Source organism: Streptomyces sp. GD-15H (assembly GCF_045291515.1).
Classification (GTDB): Bacteria; Actinomycetota; Actinomycetes; order Streptomycetales; family Streptomycetaceae; genus Streptomyces.
Map to the genome: position 1 here is coordinate 3,006,276 of NZ_CP149447.1, position 17,000 is coordinate 3,023,275.

The 17,000-nt window shown below is 70.8% G+C and carries 18 protein-coding genes and 2 pseudogenes; 11 read left to right on the forward strand and 9 right to left on the reverse strand.

Annotated features, from left to right (window positions below):
* Nucleotides 1-159 precede the first annotated feature (159 nt).
* Nucleotides 160-411, reverse strand: a complete 252-nt coding sequence (locus WJ438_RS13830) for a hypothetical protein (RefSeq protein WP_406725507.1) — start codon at nucleotides 409-411, stop codon at nucleotides 160-162.
* Nucleotides 412-455: 44 nt separating this feature from the next.
* On the opposite strand from WJ438_RS13830, the gene WJ438_RS13835 reads away from it, so the two are divergent.
* Nucleotides 456-1,687, forward strand: a protein-coding gene (locus WJ438_RS13835) for an IS3 family transposase (protein ID WP_406725508.1) whose coding sequence is annotated in 2 segments (ribosomal slippage) — nucleotides 456-777 and nucleotides 777-1,687 — 1,233 coding nt in all. Because the reading frame shifts where the segments join, the coding sequence is not laid out codon by codon here.
* Between the two features lie 52 nt (nucleotides 1,688-1,739).
* Here the strand turns inward: WJ438_RS13835 and WJ438_RS13840 are convergent.
* Nucleotides 1,740-2,294, reverse strand: a pseudogene (locus WJ438_RS13840) (class I SAM-dependent methyltransferase); the annotation flags it as partial.
* A 14-nt stretch (nucleotides 2,295-2,308) separates the two neighbouring features.
* Between WJ438_RS13840 and WJ438_RS13845 the strand changes: the two are divergent.
* The 3 genes from WJ438_RS13845 (at nucleotide 2,309) to WJ438_RS13855 (ending at nucleotide 4,181) form a co-directional block, all read left to right on the forward strand.
* Nucleotides 2,309-3,163, forward strand: a complete 855-nt coding sequence (locus tag WJ438_RS13845) for an IS5 family transposase (protein WP_406723466.1) — start codon at nucleotides 2,309-2,311, stop codon at nucleotides 3,161-3,163.
* Complete coding sequence (locus WJ438_RS13850; protein ID WP_406723465.1) at nucleotides 3,160-3,564, forward strand: hypothetical protein; 405 nt, start codon at nucleotides 3,160-3,162, stop codon at nucleotides 3,562-3,564. The genes WJ438_RS13845 and WJ438_RS13850 overlap by 4 nt, the downstream gene beginning before the upstream one ends.
* Before the next feature lie 209 nt (nucleotides 3,565-3,773).
* Nucleotides 3,774-4,181, forward strand: a complete 408-nt coding sequence (locus WJ438_RS13855) for a four-helix bundle copper-binding protein (protein WP_406725509.1) — start codon at nucleotides 3,774-3,776, stop codon at nucleotides 4,179-4,181.
* Nucleotides 4,182-4,577: 396 nt separating this feature from the next.
* On the opposite strand, the pseudogene WJ438_RS13860 reads toward WJ438_RS13855, so the two are convergent.
* Nucleotides 4,578-4,745: pseudogene (locus tag WJ438_RS13860) on the reverse strand (site-specific integrase); the annotation flags it as partial.
* Between the two features lie 109 nt (nucleotides 4,746-4,854).
* On the opposite strand from WJ438_RS13860, the gene WJ438_RS13865 reads away from it, so the two are divergent.
* Together WJ438_RS13865 and WJ438_RS13870 are read left to right on the forward strand one after the other, a co-directional pair.
* On the forward strand, nucleotides 4,855-5,118 hold the full coding sequence (locus WJ438_RS13865) for a CopG family transcriptional regulator (RefSeq protein WP_406725510.1): 264 nt from the start codon (nucleotides 4,855-4,857) through the stop codon (nucleotides 5,116-5,118).
* Nucleotides 5,115-5,528, forward strand: coding sequence for a type II toxin-antitoxin system VapC family toxin (locus WJ438_RS13870; RefSeq protein WP_406725511.1), 414 nt, complete (start codon nucleotides 5,115-5,117; stop codon nucleotides 5,526-5,528). Before WJ438_RS13865 ends, WJ438_RS13870 begins: the two co-directional genes overlap by 4 nt.
* A gap of 1,057 nt (nucleotides 5,529-6,585) precedes the next feature.
* On the opposite strand, the gene WJ438_RS13875 is transcribed toward WJ438_RS13870, so the two are convergent.
* Both WJ438_RS13875 and WJ438_RS13880 read right to left on the reverse strand, forming a co-directional pair.
* Nucleotides 6,586-8,127 carry a M28 family metallopeptidase gene (locus WJ438_RS13875; protein WP_406725512.1) on the reverse strand — a complete coding sequence of 514 codons (1,542 nt, stop codon included), beginning with the start codon at nucleotides 8,125-8,127 and terminating at the stop codon, nucleotides 6,586-6,588.
* Between the two features lie 460 nt (nucleotides 8,128-8,587).
* Nucleotides 8,588-9,268 (reverse strand): endonuclease, encoded by a 681-nt coding sequence (locus WJ438_RS13880; protein WP_406725513.1) that lies wholly within the window; start codon nucleotides 9,266-9,268, stop codon nucleotides 8,588-8,590.
* A 532-nt stretch (nucleotides 9,269-9,800) separates the two neighbouring features.
* On the opposite strand from WJ438_RS13880, the gene WJ438_RS13885 reads away from it, so the two are divergent.
* Together WJ438_RS13885 and WJ438_RS13890 are read left to right on the forward strand one after the other, a co-directional pair.
* Complete coding sequence (locus WJ438_RS13885; protein ID WP_406725514.1) at nucleotides 9,801-10,142, forward strand: DUF6343 family protein; 342 nt, start codon at nucleotides 9,801-9,803, stop codon at nucleotides 10,140-10,142.
* Between the two features lie 34 nt (nucleotides 10,143-10,176).
* Nucleotides 10,177-10,833 carry a dienelactone hydrolase family protein gene (locus WJ438_RS13890; RefSeq protein ID WP_406725515.1) on the forward strand — a complete coding sequence of 219 codons (657 nt, stop codon included), beginning with the start codon at nucleotides 10,177-10,179 and terminating at the stop codon, nucleotides 10,831-10,833.
* A gap of 18 nt (nucleotides 10,834-10,851) precedes the next feature.
* On the opposite strand, the gene WJ438_RS13895 is transcribed toward WJ438_RS13890, so the two are convergent.
* Nucleotides 10,852-11,727, reverse strand: coding sequence for a class I SAM-dependent methyltransferase (locus WJ438_RS13895; RefSeq protein ID WP_406725516.1), 876 nt, complete (start codon nucleotides 11,725-11,727; stop codon nucleotides 10,852-10,854).
* Nucleotides 11,728-11,879: 152 nt separating this feature from the next.
* On the opposite strand from WJ438_RS13895, the gene WJ438_RS13900 reads away from it, so the two are divergent.
* A complete protein-coding gene (locus WJ438_RS13900; RefSeq protein ID WP_406729681.1) occupies nucleotides 11,880-12,191 on the forward strand; it encodes a carbohydrate ABC transporter permease in 312 nt (103 codons plus the stop codon).
* Nucleotides 12,192-12,812: 621 nt separating this feature from the next.
* Here the strand turns inward: WJ438_RS13900 and WJ438_RS13905 are convergent.
* The 3 genes from WJ438_RS13905 to WJ438_RS13915 form a co-directional block, all read right to left on the reverse strand.
* A complete protein-coding gene (locus WJ438_RS13905; protein WP_406725517.1) occupies nucleotides 12,813-13,550 on the reverse strand; it encodes a hypothetical protein in 738 nt (245 codons plus the stop codon).
* A complete protein-coding gene (locus WJ438_RS13910; protein ID WP_406725518.1) occupies nucleotides 13,540-14,055 on the reverse strand; it encodes a SigE family RNA polymerase sigma factor in 516 nt (171 codons plus the stop codon). The genes WJ438_RS13905 and WJ438_RS13910 overlap by 11 nt, the downstream gene beginning before the upstream one ends.
* Before the next feature lie 567 nt (nucleotides 14,056-14,622).
* Nucleotides 14,623-15,426, reverse strand: a complete 804-nt coding sequence (locus WJ438_RS13915; protein ID WP_406725519.1) for an NERD domain-containing protein — start codon at nucleotides 15,424-15,426, stop codon at nucleotides 14,623-14,625.
* Nucleotides 15,427-15,527: 101 nt separating this feature from the next.
* On the opposite strand from WJ438_RS13915, the gene WJ438_RS13920 reads away from it, so the two are divergent.
* Together WJ438_RS13920 and WJ438_RS13925 are read left to right on the forward strand one after the other, a co-directional pair.
* Nucleotides 15,528-16,034 carry a dual specificity protein phosphatase family protein gene (locus WJ438_RS13920; RefSeq protein WP_406725521.1) on the forward strand — a complete coding sequence of 169 codons (507 nt, stop codon included), beginning with the start codon at nucleotides 15,528-15,530 and terminating at the stop codon, nucleotides 16,032-16,034.
* A 105-nt stretch (nucleotides 16,035-16,139) separates the two neighbouring features.
* The gene (locus tag WJ438_RS13925) at nucleotides 16,140-16,994 is read left to right on the forward strand and encodes an SH3 domain-containing protein (protein WP_406725522.1); all 855 of its coding nucleotides are present in this window, start codon (nucleotides 16,140-16,142) and stop codon (nucleotides 16,992-16,994) included.
* Nucleotides 16,995-17,000 lie beyond the last annotated feature (6 nt).

The following is a 17,000-nucleotide window of genomic DNA, read 5'->3' on the forward strand; positions in this document are numbered from 1 at the left end:
TCGCGTAACAGACGTTCGGTTCACTGGCTGCTGCCGGACCGCCGGCCATGCAGCGCATCATGCAGGGCCAGCAGGCCGAGATGAGGCTGATGGTCGACATGCTCGAAGCGCGCTGCGCGACAGCGTGACTTTTCGGCGGGCGGGGCTGCGGCACGCATGTCAGGGCCGTACGGCGGTGCCCACGATATGGAGCGTCTTCGGCATGAACGCGGAGGGAGAGAAACCGAACCGGTCGATGCCGGTGATGGTGAATCCGACCGCCTGAATGGCGGCTTCGGTGTCTCGGTTGGGGTGGCAGCCGCCTGCGGCCCGGCTCCACAGCGGAGTGATCGCGTCCTCCAGCCGGCCTGCCCAGCGGCGGGGCGAGCGCACGTGCTCGTAGAAGGGGACCTGTCCCCGAGCGGTGGACACCTCTGAGCCCGGCCCCGGCAGGGGCCGGGGAGGAGGGATCTCTTATGGTGATGAAGGTCTATTCGCCCGAGTTCAAGGCGGACGCTGTCGCGCTGTACCTGTCGGATCCGAGCCACACCCTCGAGGGCATCGGCAAGGACCTGGGGATCAGCCGGGAGACGCTGCGCAACTGGGTGCGGGCCGAGCGGGCCCGCCGCGGCAAGAGCGGCGCCATGATCAAGAGCACGAAGGACGTCCCGGTGAGCGAGGCCACGAAGGAAGAGCTGGAGGCCGAGATAGCGGCCCTGCGCGCGGAGAACAAGGACCTGCGCAAGCAGAACGCGACCCTGGCCACCGAACGGGACATTCTGCGCAAGGCGACGAAGTTTTTCGCCACCGAGATGAACTGGTGAACCGCTTCAAGTTCATCGAGGACCACCACCGCGCCTGGGGCGTGAAGCGGTTGTGTCACGTGCTGGAGGTCGCCCGCTCCAGCTTCTACAAATGGCGGGCCGGCCGGGAGGCCCGCGCCGCCCGCGAGCGGGCGGACGCCGCGCTCGCCGAGCGGATCAGGGCCGTGCACGCCGAGTGGGACGGCACCTACGGCCGGCCCCGGATCACCGCCGAGCTGCGCGACGACGGTGAGCGCGTGAACCACAAGCGCGTCGGACGGGTCATGCGCAAGTACGGCATCGCCGGGCTGCGGCTGCGCAGGCGCCAGGTCACCACCGTGCCCGAGCCGTCCGCCACGCCCGTGCCGGACCTGCTTGGGCGCGACTTCACCGCCACGGCGGCGAACACCAAGTACGTCGGCGACATCACCTACCTGCCGGTGGGTGACGGCGAGTTCCTGTATCTGGCGACCGTGATCGACTGCTTCTCGCGCCGCCTGGTGGGCTGGTCGATCGCCGCTCACATGCGCACCTCGCTGGTCGCCGACGCGCTCCGGGCAGCTGCCGCGACCCGCGGCAGCCTGGCCGGAGCCGTCTTCCACAGCGATCACGGAGCGCAGTACACCTCCCGCCAATTCGCCGATATATGCGCCGAGTTGGGGGTGCGGCAGTCCATGGGCGCGGTCGGCACGAGCGCGGACAACGCGCTCGCCGAGAGCTTCAACGCGGCCCTCAAACGCGAGACGCTCCGCGGCGCCCGCCGCTTCGACGGGGCCCGCGCCTGCCGCCTGGCCGTCTTCCGCTGGACCACCCGCTACCACACCCGCCGACGACACTCGGCGAACGGACAGCAGGCACCGATCGCCTACGAGCAACAGTCGGCTCCCCTGACACTCGCCGCATAACGACACGAACAGGTGTCCACCCCTCGGGGACAAGGCCCAAGCGCAGCTCGCCGCCGGGCCGCAGGACGCGGGCCATCTCCGTCAGCACCTCGGGCATGTCGTCCACCGAGCACAGGACGAGCGAGGCGACGACGGCGTCGAACTCGCCTTCCTTACAGGGAAGTTGGGCGGCCTCACCAGCCACGACCGTGACCCGCACCGGTGCCGAGGTTGCGGTCTGCTCGGCGACGGCGCGCAGGGTGTCGTCGGGTTCGAGCGCTATCACCTCGGTCACGGTGTCCGGGTAGTGCGGGAAGTTGCGGCCCTGTCCGGCACCCACCTCCAGCACGCGACCCGTCAGTCCGCCGAGCAACCGGTCGCGGTGTGCGGCGCCGCCGCGCCGGTCGGTCTCGGCGGCAACCTTCAGATACTGACGTGCGAAACGCGGGTGTTGCAGTTCCTTGCGGCCGGTGGTGGACATGCGCCCTCCTTGGTGGTTGCGAGTCTGCTGCGACGCCTTGACGCCGGAAGGCACTCCTGAGAGGGCGTTAAGTCCCATCTCTCTGGGTTCGCGATCGCTCGTTCGTGTGACTGGTTGCCGTTCGGGGCAGCGGTTGGGCATGTGCATGCTCGGATATCGGCATGGAGCGTGAGCCGTATCCGAGCGACTTATCGGACGAGCAGTGGGCGTTGATCGAGCCGATGATCACGTCCTGGAAGCAGGACCGGGTGGCGCGGTCGGCGACCAAGGATCCCGGGACCTGTGATCTCCGGGAGGTCGTGAACGCGATCTTCTACCAGAACCGGACGGGCTGCCAGTGGCGCTACCTGCCCCATGACCTGCCCGCCTGGTCGGCGGTGTTCTACTACTTCACGCTGTGGCGCAAGGACGGGCTCGACCAGCGGATCCAGGAACTCCTGCGCTGCCAGGTGCGGGAGAAGGCCCGCCGATTAGAGGACCCGTCCCTCGTGGTCATCGACACCCAGTCCGTGCGCGCGGCCGCGGGAGTCCCGAAGACCACGACGGGGCTGGACGCCAGCAAGCGGACGCCGGGGCGCAAGCGGGGCCTGGCCGTCGACGTGCTGGGACTGATCATCGGGGTCGTCGTGCTCGCCGCGTCGGCGCACGACAACGCCGCCGGGGTGGCCCTGCTCGACCAGGTGGCCGAGCGGTGCGGGATGCGCCTGGAGAAGGCCCTGGTGGACCAGGGATTCAAGGACGAGGTCATCATCCACGGCGCCCTGCTGGACATCACCGTCGAGACCGTCCGCCGCAACCCGGACGAGAAGGGCAAGGGCTTTGTCCCACAGCCGAAACGGTGGGTGGTCGAGCAGGTCAACGGCACGTTGATGCTGCACCGGCGCCTGGCCCGCGAGTACGACCACCGTCCCGACAACGCCGCCTCGCGCGTCTACTGGGCCGCCACCGCGAACATGGCCCGCCGCCTCACCACACCCACACCGGCCTGGCGCGACACCGTCCGGGCGGCCGCGTGAACATCACCGAGTTCCTGACGGATCTCCAGGCCCAGCAGGACGAGGCCACCGCCCGGGCCGGTGAACTCCGCGGCCAGATCGAGCACCTGACCGCCGTGCTCGCCGAGACCGAAGCGCGTCTCATGGACCTGGCCACCACCCGGAAGGTCATCGTCGAACTCACGCCGACCAGAGACGGAGACGAGGCCGGTCCGTCCGAGTCGACCACCGCCTACCAGGCCATCGTGAACGCCTTCAACCAGCACCCCGACCAGGCATTCCGGGTCCGCGAACTGCACGAACTCCTCGGCATGCCCACCGACGACCCATGCATGAACGTCACCCGCAGCCGCCTCGGGCGCCTCACCCGCCAAGGCTTCCTCACCCAGCCCGGACGGGGCCGCTACCAGAAACGGACTTAACGCCCTCTGACAGAGCCATGCTCTCCCACGAAGGAGCCCGCGCCATCCGGCAAGCCCACGATGCCGGGGGTGCCTCTGGCGGAACAGGGGTGCCCCGACCACGTTTGTACCGCCGGGCGACGGCCAACCCGGCAGGTGTCGGAAGAGGTGGAGGTGTGGCCGTCCCGGCCCACCGCCCTCCGGCACCGATCCGAAGGAGGCGACCGGTGATGACCACGGTCAAGGACATGCTCGCCACCTATCCGGCCGACCTGGGCCAGGTCGACCGCGACAAGCTCACCCGCTGCATCGAGGAGTGCGTCGCCTGCGCCCAGGCGTGTACGGCATGCGCGGACGCCTGCCTGTCCGAGGGCATGGTCGGTGAACTCACCAAGTGCATCCGCACCGACATGGACTGCGCGGACATCTGCAACGCCACCGCGTCCGTGCTGTCACGCCACACCGGCTACGACGCCAACATCACCCGCGCGATCCTCACCGCGTGCGCCACCGCCTGCAAAGCCTGCGCCGACGAATGCTCCGCGCACGCAGACGCGCACGAGCACTGCCGCCTGTGCGCCGAAGCCTGCCGCTCCTGCGAGCAGGCGTGCAACGACCTCATCCAGGCTCTCGGCTGACCAGCCGAGTCACACCGACTGGGGCCGTCGGAACGGCGATCCGGCGGCCTGCGTCCGGGTCGGCCGGAGCCGGCTCGTACGACTTCTCCTCCGACACCGGGTTCACCTCGACCTCGAGTACGCCCGGCCGCCTTCCGCCGGGACGCCCACCACGGTCCGCCCAGTTCCAGCACCGTGGTGGCACGCTCTTTGCGAGCGGGCCGGACCGGGTCTCCTGCAGGGTGCTGCACGATGACGCCTCCCTTTCCACCGCAGGCGGCGAGGCCCTCTGGCACCACCCGGTCCGCGTACCCCGGCGAGACGGCGCAGTACCTGCCTGCCCGTCCGAGGGCCGGGGAGCTGAGGACAGGCGCAGATCAGAGGACGGCGACCGGCGAAGACCCGGTGGCCGGGCGGCGCCGAGTACCGGAGGTCGTACGGTCGGGCCGCGAGCGGGGAGGCGACCCGGCCGGCGGGAGCGCGAGGAGCCGAGCCTCCTGCCACACGCGGTGGTAGGTCGCGGACGGGACGACCGAGCCCTTTTCGTTCGAAGAACAGCCGTCCGTCGTCCGCGGTGCCGGCTGTCTGTGCTCTCCCGCCACTCTCCAGGTCAGCGCATCGTCTGCTTCAGCGACGCCGAAGAAGGCAGAGCGCCACCCCCAGAAGGGAGAGGATAAGAGGTAGGATCAGTAGCATGAGCGAGCCTACCGGTAAGTACTCGATCACCATGCCGCGCGACATCGCCGAAGCCGCCAAGGCCCGCAGCGGCCCCTCCGGCCTGTCCGCCTATGTGGCCGCGGCCGTCGCCCGCCAGATCGAGCGGGACAACCTCAATGAGCTGATCCAGGTGGCCGAGGCCGAGCACGGCCCCATCACGGACGAGGAGATTCAGTCCCTGCGGGACCAGCTCCACCAGGCGCGCCGGCAGCAGACCCAGGACGGGGCGAACGCGGCATGACCCGTTCCCCCGCCGTCCCGGGCGGCACCCTGGTCCTCGACAGCGCAGGACTGGCCAAGGCTGTCCTGCGAGATCGCACAGTGACCGGCTGGCTCGCCCTGGCCCGCACCGATGACCTGCGCGTGATCACTTCGGCAGCCACCCTCGTGGAAGTGGTCCATCCCCGGATCAACCGCCCGGCCCTGGAGTGGACGCTTTCCCGCCTGGTCGTCGAGCCGGTCACCGAGCCGATCGCCCGGCACGCCGCCGTGCTCCTCGCCGACGCCGGCCTCCACGGCCACAAGTACGCCATCGACGCCATGCTCAGCGCCACCGCGCTGACCGCCCCCGGCCCCGTCTCGGTCCTCACTTCCGACCCCGAGGATCTCACCGCTCTGTGCGGTGGACAGGTCACCGTCATCAAGGTCTGACTACGGCCGTCGAGGAGCTGTCTTCGGCCTCTTCCAGCGCCCCGGTGAACTCCGGTAGCAGCGCGTGAAGTTCGTCGACTCCCTCTCTGCCGGCCTTGGGTGAGACGTCCCGTTCCGCGGAGTCGGCCCGAGAGGGCACGACCGGGGAATCGCCCTTTATGCCAAGCACTGAGCCCGCCGGGTCCGATCCGACGCCGAGGCGTCGGACTTTCAACTCGAAGTACGGCCTGCGGATCGCCGCCGAGCACGACGCCGCGCCCAGGAACGAGAGGGGCGCGGTCCCGCGCCGGGAACGGCTCTCCCACTCGTATGTCGAAAAGTGGCGAGCCGCCCGGGATGCCGGGGCCCTGGAAAGTCTGGTAAACCGCCGGACGAGTCCGCCCGTGCGAAGAAGCCCGCCGCGGAAGTGGAGAACGAGAGGCCACGGCAGTGGGTTGAGTGACGGCGGCAGGCGACGGACAATCTCTTCGGCGCCTGAACAAGCGCTGAACGACGGGCGGGCATCCCCCGGACACAGGCCTACACCTTGCACACCTGGCAGTGCTTGAGCCCCTGCGCTTCCGCGTCCTCTCGGGGCATCTGCTCAATCCCTCCGAACGTCTCCGGCTTGCCGTTCAGAGCAGGGCAGGAAGTGTCGGTGTGGTACGAGTTTCGATAGATGCCCATACGTACATGTACTTCGTTCACGTAAGGTCCGTTCTGCTCGCGCGAGTCCATGTCACCGTCGAGGCGGTCGGCTTCGTCAACGAGCGCGAGTGTCCACGGCAACGGTCCTCGAAAGGGCCGCCACTCCTTCCGGCTTCCGCCCGTCCGCAGAGCGCGCGGACGCCGACCGAACTCATCCGCGGAGCGCTCACTCGTGGCAACCCGGCGGCCGAGCCACGTCACCGTCATCAGCTCTCGCAAATCGGCCGAGCTCTCGTATCCGGGCCGGTTCGTCAGGTCGAAGCCGTACCGGTGAATGGCACGAAGGCGCTGCGGCGGCGGATGCGCCTCCCGCCGCGGCGGCGAAGGGGAGGGCCGGGCAGTCCGGCCCTCCCCCTGTGTGTGCCGGGAGTTACTCGGTGACCTCGTGGTCGTGGCCCTCGCGCAGGCCGCCGCCGCTGCCCGCCGAACCCTTGGTGTTCTGCGGCGCCACCGGCCTGCTCAGAAGGCTGGTGTCCCAGGCGTACTGGCCCACCGCGTTGGCGATGACGTCGATGTTGACGTCGAACGCCTTCATGTCGATGTTCTTCAGGTCGTCGCAAACGGCGTGGTAGCAGGGGTCGTACGCGACACTGGCCTCACCGCCGTACACCTTCGCCTGCTCGGCCGTCTTGACGCCCTCGGCGCCGGTGAAGGTGCCGCCCGAGGGGATGCCCACCTCGACGAACGGCCCGTAGTCCGACCGGCCGGTGAAGTCGGTGCCCTCGTACGGGGTGCCCCGGCTGTCCAGGTAGTCGGTGATCTGCCGCTCCAGCTGCGCCGAGCCCTCCGGGCCGGGGCCGGCACCGACCTGGTCGGAGTCGTCACCGTCGTAGACGAACTGGGCGTAGTTCGGCGAGGCGATCATGTCGAAGTTCAGGTACAGCTTGACCTTCGCACGGTCCGCCGCCGAGAGGCTGTTGACGTACGCCTCCGAGCCCAGCAGGCCGAACTCCTCAGCCGACCACCAGGCGAAGCGCACCTTGTTCTTGGTCTTCTCGTGGGCGAGGTTCAGGGCCACGTCGAGGATGCCGGCGGAGCCGGAGCCGTTGTCGTTGATGCCCGGGCCATCCGCCACCGAGTCCAGGTGGGCGCCGAGCATCACCACGTTGTCGGCGGCGCCGCCCTTGGTCTCGGCGATCACGTTGTAGGTGCGCCGGGTCTCCGAGAAGGTGCGGATCTCCAGGTTGACGGTCACTGCGCCGACGGCGGCCTTGGCCGCGAGCGCCTCACCGTCCGCCTGCGTGACGCCGCCGGCCGGGATCTTGGCGACGGACGGGTCTCCCAGGGTGCCGTTGAGCGCGCCCTCGGTGTTGTTGTAGATGATCGCGCCGACCGCGCCCGCGCCGGCGGCGGTCTCCTGCTTCTGCGCGAAGGAGCAGCCGCCGCGCTTGATCAGCGCGATCTTGCCGGTGAACGTCTCGGACGCGTAGTCCTCCGGCTCGCAGCCGGCGGTCTCGTCGGCCGGCACCACCGCGACCGGGGCGGTGATGCCGCCGACCGGGCTGTTGGCGGAGTACGTCATGGCGATCACCGGGACGTCCTGCTGCTGCGGTGACACCACCCGCAGGCTCTGCGCCAGCGTCTCGGTGAACGGGAAGTCGAACTCGTTCCGGGTCACCGAGTACCCGGCCTTCCGCAGCAGGCCTTCGACGTACTCGGCCGACTGTCTGTGCCCCTCCGACCCGGCCACCCGGGTGTTCCCGTTCTTGTCGGCGATCCGCTGGAACTGCTTCAAATGCTCGTAGGCATCCTTGGCATCGCTCTTCTTGACGAGCTTCTTCGCGAGCTTGGCAGCCTCCTTGGCAGGGTCGCTCTGGGCGGAGGCGGCGCCCGATCCGATCAGCAGCAGCGGCGCTATGAGCCCTGCGACGGATACGGCGGCTACCGTGGTGCGGCGGTTCCGAGCGTTCAAAGCACTTCCTTCCGGCGGTCCATGAGGATGGGGCGTAGTAACCGAAAACAGGCCGAACGACGTACAGCGGTACTCCGGGGCAGGCGGGAACGAGGAACGGCTGAATCGCTCCGCCCCCTGCCACCGGCAAGGAGAAAGGTATCTGCTCAATAAACGCTTGGTAATGGGTTGACAGGAATCTTCGGCACCGGCACCGCCCGTGCGCACCGAGCGGCGCCGGCCCCACCGAAGTTGGCTGGGAGTCACCGGTGTTGACCAGTGCCGCATCAGGCAACGTCCGCCCCGTGGTGATGTGCCGCCCGGTTGCTGCGCCGGGCGGTGCCGGACGGCCGCAATGAGCACGTGGCTGCACGTGTGCGGATCCGGGCGCCGGTCTGCTGTGCGGCGGCCGGACATCCGGGTTCCCGGGCGCCTTCCGGACCTTCGGCCGGTCGGATCACGGGATTCACCGGAGGGTCTGTCACGCTGCCCCGGCGGCGGCGAGTACCTCGTCCGCCAGCGACTTGTCGAGGGCCGCGTGGACCAGGCCGTCCGCCAACCGGGGCATCTCGCGGCCGGGGACGAGGCTACTCAGCCTTTCGGGTGAGGCCGGCAGCCCGAGCCGTCGGGCGCCGTCCAGGGCTTTGCCGTCGATGTACGGCGCGAACTCCGGCCACACGCCCTGCACATCACGCAAGAAGATGTCAGCCCCTGTGGGCCCGATCCCGGGTATGTCCAGCAGTGCCTTCTTCGGGTCGGGTTCCTCACGCAGTCGGCGCAGATCGCCGCCGTGGCGTTCCAGTAGCAGTTCGGCTCCCTTGCCGAGCATCGTGGAGGTCCGCTCGTCGTAGCGCCGGTAGCCGCCCTCGCCGAGTGCGTCGACGCGCTGCTGCCAGGACGCGTCCGCCATCGCCCGCGGGGTGCGCATTCCTGCGTCGAACAGCGCCCTGGCCGCTGCCACCGCGGTGTCGGCCCTGATGGGGGCGCTGAGGAGTATGGCGAGCACGAGCGTCTGGTACAGCGGCGCCGGGGTGTTGCGCAGCCGGATACCGGCCTGCGCCGCGTAGGTGCGCCGCTGCCGGTCGAGCAGTGCGCGCGCCACTGCTTCGTCCGTCACGCCGGTCGTCTTCTTACCGGACTTCCCCGTGGTCTTCGTAGTCATCGCCTGGCCACCAACCTGGTCACCCATTCAACCGTTCATCGTTCACCTTTTACTGGTTTTCCCATGGGATTCCTCACCCACTTGTTCAAGTACCCCTCCCCGTTCGCTCAATGGACGGCGCCTCCCTCCCGAACGGTTTACCGCCCCCGGCGCGGGCTACGCGGGCAGTGCGACGCACCGCCGAACGCAGGATCCGGAGGTTCCCATGACCACGCGGACACGTGAGGTGCTGTCGCCCGGCACGGCCGCTGTCGAGCCCATGACGACGGTGGCACGAGCTGCCCGGCTGATGCGCGAGCAGGACATCGGCGACGTTCCGGTGACGTACGACGGCGCCGGACGACACCACCGATACCACCGATCACGCGGTCGAGCTGATGCGGCGGTACGCCGTGCGCCGCCTGCCGGGCGTGGAGCACGGCGGCTGCCCGATCGGCCTCGTCGGTCTCGGCGACCTCGCCGTCACCGACGACCCCACTCGGCCCCGGCGGACGTCAGCAGGGCCGCCCCGAACCATCGACGGAGGCACAGCGTGCGCGACGAGAACCCCGACGTGAGGACGCGGAAGGCGCCGAGGACGCGCTCCGGGTGGATCGGCCGGCGGCTGCCGCGGACCGGCACCGAACCGGTCACCGCCCGCAGCCCGCTGCGGCTGCGGCTGCTGCTGGCGGGTGTCTTCCTGCCGCTCTTCGCCGCGGCGGCCGTACTCTTCGGCCTCTGGGCCGCGGAGTCCGGACCCGGCGACAGCCCCGGCCGCGGCGAGCTGGTCGCGGTCGCGGTCGGATGCGGTGTCCTCGCCCTGTCGGCGGCGGTCGATGTGTCGGTCGTGACGCGACGGCTGCGGCGCGAGCGGGAAGCAGGCACCTCAAGGTAGTGAGACAGCGAGAGCGAGGAAGAGGGCGAGTCAGATGATCTCCCAAGTGTGCACGGTGCCCGTCGGCGACATCGAACTGACGGGCGACCTCGCCGTGCCGACGCCCGCGCGGGCGGTCGTGCTGTTCGCGCACGGCAGTGGCAGCTCCCGGCACAGCCCGCGCAACCGTGCGGTCGCCGCCGAACTGCGTACCGCGGGACTCGGCACCCTGCTGATCGACCTGCTCACCGAGGAAGAGGAACGGCGCGACACGGCGACCGGCGAGCACCGCTTCGACATCGCCCTGCTGGCCCGCCGCCTGGTGGCCGCGATCGACTGGCTCGACGTCCGGTCCGGCACCCGGGGCCTTCCCGTCGCCCTGTTCGGCGCCAGCACCGGCGCGGGCGCGGCCCTGGTGGCCGCCGCCGAGCGGCCCGCCCGGGTGCTGACCGTGGTGTCGCGCGGCGGACGGCCGGATCTGGCGGGCGACGCCCTGGAGGCCGTACGGATGCCGGTCCTGCTGATCGTCGGCGGACAGGACCACGAGGTGCTGCGGCTCAACCAGGAGGCCGCCCGCAGGCTGAGCGGTCCGCACACCCTGCGGGTCGTGCCGGGTGCCACCCACCTGTTCGAGGAACCCGGCGCGCTGGAACAGGTCGCCGAGACCGCCCGGCGGTGGTGCGACGAACGCCTGAAGGCCGCGGCCGGCTGAGCGGCACCCCACAGCCGTTCACCTCGGAGCCGGGTCCCCTCGGCCGTCCGATGCCGGCCGGGTGGCGGTCACCAGCCAGTGGCGGACGGTGAGGCGTACGCCCTCGTCTGTCTCGTACGCGCGGAAGGCGTCGGCGGCGGCCCGCCGGGCCCGGTCGACGGCTTCGGGGGCGGCGTCGCGCAGCCAGTGGCGCATCGGCCCCCAGCCGAAGAGGAAGGCGGCGGCGTCCGCCGCGTCCGCGCCCCACATCTGCGGCACTTCGATCGGCTCGGCGGTGACCTCGTCGAAGCTGGCGTCGCGCAGGACGCGTGTGGTGCGTTCGGGGTCCGCGAAGGAGGCGGGGCCGGTCTCCGACTCCTCGGACAGATCGGGCAGGGGGACGTGCTCGGCGACGGCCGCGAAGATCACCGACTGGTCCATCCGGCCGAAGGACTGCGGGCAGACGAAGACGAGCCGTCCGCCCGGCCGCAGGGCGCGTCCGATGTTCGCGAACGCGGCGACCGGATCGGCGAAGAACATGATCCCCAAGCGGCTCAGGGCGACGTCGAAGGCGGCGTCCTCGAACGGGTACACCTGGGCGTCGGCCTGGAGGTGGGAGACGTTGTCGAGGTGTTCCTCCGCGACGCTCGCGCGGGCCCGCTCCAGCATGGGCGCGGACAGGTCGACGCCGACGGCACGGTCCGCGGTGCGGGCGGCCAGCCGGGTCAGGCGTCCGTTGCCGCAGCCGATGTCGAGGACCCTGTCCGTGGCCTGGATGCGGGCGGCGTCCAGGAGCGGGGTGTTGGCGGGGTCGTTGAGCGCGTCGTAGCGCGACTGGTGTTCGGCCCAGTGCCGGCCCTCGTAGCCGTTCCACGCCTCGGACTGTTGGGTGTTGACGATCCGGTTCTCGGCCATACGTCAATGGTGCCGCACAGGGCGTCCGGTCGGTCCGTGCCGCCCGCTCGCACCACCGACCACACCGCCAAAGTTCATGTGCATAAATGCTGTTCACTGCCTTGATGAGCGGAGTGTCTGTGCGTGGAGTCCGTTCACCTCGCCCGTAGGGACTGGACGGCGCGGGCGAGTTCCGCGTCTTCTGGCAGGTCGTACTGCCGCTCTGCCGCCCCGCCCCGGGCGTGATCGGCATCTTCGGGTTCACGATGATCTGGGACCAGTACATGCTGCCGCTGCTGGTCGCCACCGACCCGGCCCAGTACACCCTGCCGCTGACGCTGCGCTCCCTGCGCTCGGACGACCAGGTGGGCATCGGGGTGCTGCTGGTGGGCGCGTTCCTGGCGATGCTGCCGTCGGTGCTCGCCTTCCTGGCGCTGCAGCGCTCGTTCCTCCGGGGGCTGATGTCGGGGGCGGTCAAGGGGTAGGGGCAGGCATGGGCACGGGGAGCCGGCCCGCTCCGGAGTCCGGCCCACGGTCACCTACGACCGTGGGCCGGACTGTGTCCGTCGTCAGTTGGGTGTTCCGCGCTCGTCAGACGGGATTCCCCGCGCGAACGCGGGTGCGGCGGGAACATCCGAGCAGGACCAGGCGCCGACGGGAGACCTCACCCATGCGCCGGACGTATGCGCTCGGTTCGCGGTGCGTCCCACGTGTGCGCGCGGAGGACCGTGCGGTGGGCCGCAGATCGACGTGCCGCGTCTGCCGGACGTTCGCCGCGGACCCGGCACCGGGCCTGGCCGAGAAGACCGTGCGCGACTGTGCGTGCGGCACGGTGGGCCAGCGGTGTCGGAGCGCGGCGAAGGGCGGGAGAACGGGCGGGTATGCGTGAGCGGCGGCTGAGCGGGCGGTTCTCCGGTTCGGCCGGGGAGGTGCGCTGGGGCTCGCTGGGCGAACCCGGGCGGGAACTGGCCGCGCTGATCCCGCACGCCCGGTGGGAGGCGGTCGCCGGTGCCGGGCATCTCGTCCAGGAGAACGCACCCGCCGAACTCACCGCCACCCTGGCCTCGTTCCTTCGGCACGTGGCGGGCCGCCCGGACGGCGGCCGTTCAGCCGAAAGGGTCCGCCGACTGTGCCGGTGGAGCCGGTGTTCCCGGTGCCGGGGTGGCCGGGACGGTCGTGGACGTGATCTCGATGAGTTCGCCCTGCCGGACGCGGGCGTAGAACCACCGCGCGTCCTTGACGCTCAGGCCCAGCCAGCCGGTCTTCGCGCCGAGGGTGCCGAGGGGCTCGGTGTCGACGGCGAGGGCGCCCGCGTAGACCGGCATCCGGTCGCCGGTGCGCAGCTCCACCACGTACGGAACCTTGGCGTCGTAGCGGCCCTTGGTCCTCGGGTCGCTCGACAGCATCATGACCTTGTGCTTGGCGCGCACGGTCAGTCGGTGGCCGGGCGGCAGCGCGGCGACGGCGTGCGAGTCGACACGCACGACGTGGCCGCCGATGGTGAGCGTGCGGCGGCCCAGGTCGAGGAAGCCGTCCGTGGCGGAGGCCGAGCGGGTGGGTGCCCCGTCGGGCGCCGACGTGCTGGAGGTCGTCGGGGTACCGGAGGCCCGGGCGCCGGACGAGGCGGTCGGGAGGTGGCGGTACCGGCCGGGCTCCTCGGTGTGCGCGGTGAGCCCGATCATCGTCAGCACGCAGGCCGCCGTGGTCACCATGCCGAACGCGACGGTGGTCCGGCGGCGGGCGCGGCGCCGCGCCCGGATACGCACCTCGGCGGCCGGCACAGGCGGCGGGGTTTCGTGGTCCGCCGCCAACTCTCGCAACGCGGTGGCGAGTTCATCCGACACGGCCGTCCTCCCTCCAGGCCGGCGCATCGGCCTCGTCCACCGCCAGCTCCTTGGCCAGGGCCGCCCGCCCCCGGGACAGCCGGGCCTTGACCGTCCCCACGGGCGCGCCGGTCTCGGAGGCTACCTGCTCGACCGTGAGGTCGCACAGATGATGGAGGACGACGGCCATGCGCTGGGTTTCCGGCAGCAGGCGCAACGCGGCCACCAGCACGACACGTTCGGGCCCGGGGCCGGGGGTCGATTCCGGCGGCGCGGAATGGCGCACCAGCTCCAGCCAGCGTCTCGCCCGTCTCCAGCGGCTGACCGCCAGGCGCATGGCGACGGTGCGGGTCCACGCCTCGGGTGCCCCGTCGGCCTGGAGCTTGTGGCGCCGGTCCCAGGCCCGCACGAACGCCTCCTGAACCACGTCCTGGGCCTCGCCCAGATCCCCGGTGAAGGCGAAGAGCTGCCCGGTCAGACGGGGGAACGCGGCCGCGTAGAAAGCGTCGAACTCGTCCTCGGTCATGCCCTCCGCCGGTGTCCTTGACTGTTCCTTGCGACCCGGCCGTCCCTGCCACGTGCACAGGTCCCGCAGATCACGCACAGGGAAGCACAGCCCTGAAGGAAGACGCCGAACACCGGTCCGAGGATCCATCAACCGCCGTACGGGTGAGCCCGCACCGCGACAGGTGCGGTAGGGCCCGACGGGTCGGGCGTTCGCGCGAGGCCGAGGCCGACTTCCTGCCGCCGGTCTCCTGCCAGGGCGGCCATCAGGTCCAGGTCCTTGCCGCCCCGCTCCGAGGCGGCGCCTCGGGCGGAGTCTCGGCGTCACGGAAAGTGACCTCCGGGTCGGGAGGCGGCTCCCTCGGGCGCGCGGCCGGCCTTCCGCGCGCCGGACGTCGCGCCGCGCCCGCGGGACCACGGCGATCTGCCGGTGCCCCCGCTCACCCCGGAACGGGCCGGGGCGCTGCCCTGAGCGGGCCCGCGGCTGAGCGGGCCGCAGCGGCCCATGGCGGCCCACAGAACCGGACACGGCCGGCCCGGCCGGTCCGGCTCTCCAGTCAGCCCGCTCGGTTGGCTCCGCCCACCCCGTTCACAGCCGGGCCCACGTGTTCCGGTCCCGTGCCCTCGCGTACAGGGCCCCCACGTCGGCCGGTTTCAGCACTCCCCCCAGGCGACCCAGGCTCTCCACGTCGCCGTCCGTCAGGACGCGCACCTCGCGCGGCGGGGGCTCCACCGTCACCCGGGACGCGCCGACCAGGACCAGCACCGGATGGACCTCCGCAGTCAGGGCGTACGAGACCCGGTCGGCGTCGGCGCGGACGCGGCGCAGCAGAGGGCGCGGCTCGCGGCGGCCGAGGGCTACCTGGGGGTCGGCGACCGTCACCCGCTGCTTGTGGGCGTACAGGGCGTGGACGGCGTACAGTCCGCCGGGGCCGATGAGCAGGTGGTGGATGCGGTCGCCGCCGGGGAGCGGGACCGAGTGCAGGGTGCGCACGCCCAGGCCGTCCATGCAGTCCAGGGCCTCGCCCACCGTCCGTTCCGCCGTGAGCTCCTGCCGGCGCGGGTCGGCGCGGAGGCGGCGGGCCGGGCCGGGGTCGCGGTCGAGGGCGATCAGCAGGGCCTCGCCCGGGCGGTTCGGCGCGAGATCGTCGTCGGGGTGCAGGGAGAGTCGGGCCAGCTCGGCGGGGGTGGGGACGGGGGGCGGGCCGACCGAGACCGGGCCGGTGAGGAAGGGGCCCAGCGCTTCGAGCACATCCGCCTCGTGGTCCTCGCCGAGCACGTTGACCCTGGCCGACTCACGGTCGTACCAGGCGAGGTTCCTGCCGTCCGGGAGACAGACGTAGAGCCGCTCCTGGCCGTGCCGCCAGGCCGGTATGACGCGCAGACCGTTCATGCACCATCACCCCACGTTCCATGGGAACAGGCGGGGTGCTCCAGGGGCAAGAACCCGGATACCTTTGAGAAGACCTGGGCGGTGATGTTGGGGAGGCACCGTTGCACACCCACAGGAACCAACCCGATGTACCGGCGCCGGACAGTCCGTGGAACGAGATCGCACCCGGCCTGTGGATGGGCGGGCACGAGTTCAGGGGCCGGTCCGGGCAGCTGGAGCTCGCGGTGGTCCAACAGGAGTTCGATCTTGTGCAGACGCTGCTGCGCCTGCCGGGGCACGGGCCCGATCCCGGGGTCGAGCACCATGTGTGGCCCATACCGGACGGGCCGCTCGACGGGACGCAGCTTCTGGGGGTCATGCGGCTCGCCGAGGCGGCGTGCGAGGCGCTGGACGACGGCCGCAAGGTCCTCGTGCGCTGCTACCACGGGTACAACCGCTCCGGCCTGGTCGTCGCGCACGCGCTGATGCGTCGGGGCAGCTCCGCCGAGGCGGCCATCCGTCTGATCCGGGCCCGCCGCTCGGGCTGGGCCCTGCACAACGAGCTGTTCGCCGACTACCTGCGGGCGGGGCTGACGACGGCCCGGCTGCTGGAGGAGCTGACGGAGTAGCGACGCCGTCCCCGATGGCGCACCAAGGCAGGCGAGCGTGAAGGGCTGCTCCTAGTGTGGCGATTAGTCACCTTCGACCCTTTCGCGCCTATATGGAGGTACTGCATGTCCTCGCACTCCTTGCGTTCATCGCGCTCGTCACGCTCTCCCCTCACCCGCCGACTGCCCATAACTCTGGCCGCCGGCGCCCTCGCCCTCGCGACCGCCGTCACCCCCGCCGTCGCGAGCGACATGGGGGACGACGGCGACCAGGCGAACTGGAGCCAGCAGGGCAGCAACGGCTACAACAACGGCAACGGGAACGGGAACGGCAACGGGAACGGCAACCACAACGAAGGCAACCAACAAGGCGGCGGCAACGGCTACGGCCACGGCAACCAGCAGGGCGGCGGCAACGGCAACGGGAACGGCAACCACAACGAAGGCAACCAACAAGGCGGCGGCAACGGCAACGGCTACGGCAACCAGCAGGGTGGCGGCAACGGGAACGGGAACGGGAACGGCAACCACAGCGGAGGCAACCAACAAGGCGGCGGCAACCACGGCGACAACAACGGAGGCAACCAACAAGGCGGCGGCAACGGCAACGGCAACCACAACGGAGGCAACCAACAAGGCGGCGGGAACGGCAACGGCTACGGCAACCAGCAGGGCGGCGGCAACGGCAACGGCAACAGCAACCACAACGGAGGCAACCAACAGGGCGGCGGCAACCACGGCGACCGGGGCAAGTTCAAGGGCGTCGTCACGGCGCACTCGCTGGCCCTGCGCACCTCGCCGAACCGCGGCTCGCACGTCATCCGCTACGCCCACAAGGGCGATGTCGTCTCCATCTACTGCAAGGTCGACGGGGACTCCGAGCGGGACAAATCGCTCTGGTACCTCCTCACCGACGGCACCTGGGCCTGGGGCGCCGCCCGCCACATCGACACCATCGGGCCCACGCCACGCTGGTGCTGACGGACA

Excerpts from the sequence above, each read along its gene's own strand:
- WJ438_RS13845 (WP_406723466.1), top strand. The coding sequence starts at position 2,309 with ATGGAGCGTGAGCCGTATCCGAGCGACTTATCGGACGAGCAGTGGGCG.
- WJ438_RS13855 (WP_406725509.1), top strand. The coding sequence starts at position 3,774 with ATGACCACGGTCAAGGACATGCTCGCCACCTATCCGGCCGACCTGGGC.
- WJ438_RS13865 (WP_406725510.1), top strand. The coding sequence starts at position 4,855 with ATGAGCGAGCCTACCGGTAAGTACTCGATCACCATGCCGCGCGACATC.
- WJ438_RS13870 (WP_406725511.1), top strand. The coding sequence starts at position 5,115 with ATGACCCGTTCCCCCGCCGTCCCGGGCGGCACCCTGGTCCTCGACAGC.
- WJ438_RS13880 (WP_406725513.1), bottom strand. The coding sequence starts at position 9,268 with ATGACTACGAAGACCACGGGGAAGTCCGGTAAGAAGACGACCGGCGTG.
- WJ438_RS13890 (WP_406725515.1), top strand. The coding sequence starts at position 10,177 with ATGATCTCCCAAGTGTGCACGGTGCCCGTCGGCGACATCGAACTGACG.
- WJ438_RS13895 (WP_406725516.1), bottom strand. The coding sequence starts at position 11,727 with ATGGCCGAGAACCGGATCGTCAACACCCAACAGTCCGAGGCGTGGAAC.
- WJ438_RS13910 (WP_406725518.1), bottom strand. The coding sequence starts at position 14,055 with ATGACCGAGGACGAGTTCGACGCTTTCTACGCGGCCGCGTTCCCCCGT.
- WJ438_RS13915 (WP_406725519.1), bottom strand. The coding sequence starts at position 15,426 with ATGAACGGTCTGCGCGTCATACCGGCCTGGCGGCACGGCCAGGAGCGG.
- WJ438_RS13925 (WP_406725522.1), top strand. The coding sequence starts at position 16,140 with ATGTCCTCGCACTCCTTGCGTTCATCGCGCTCGTCACGCTCTCCCCTC.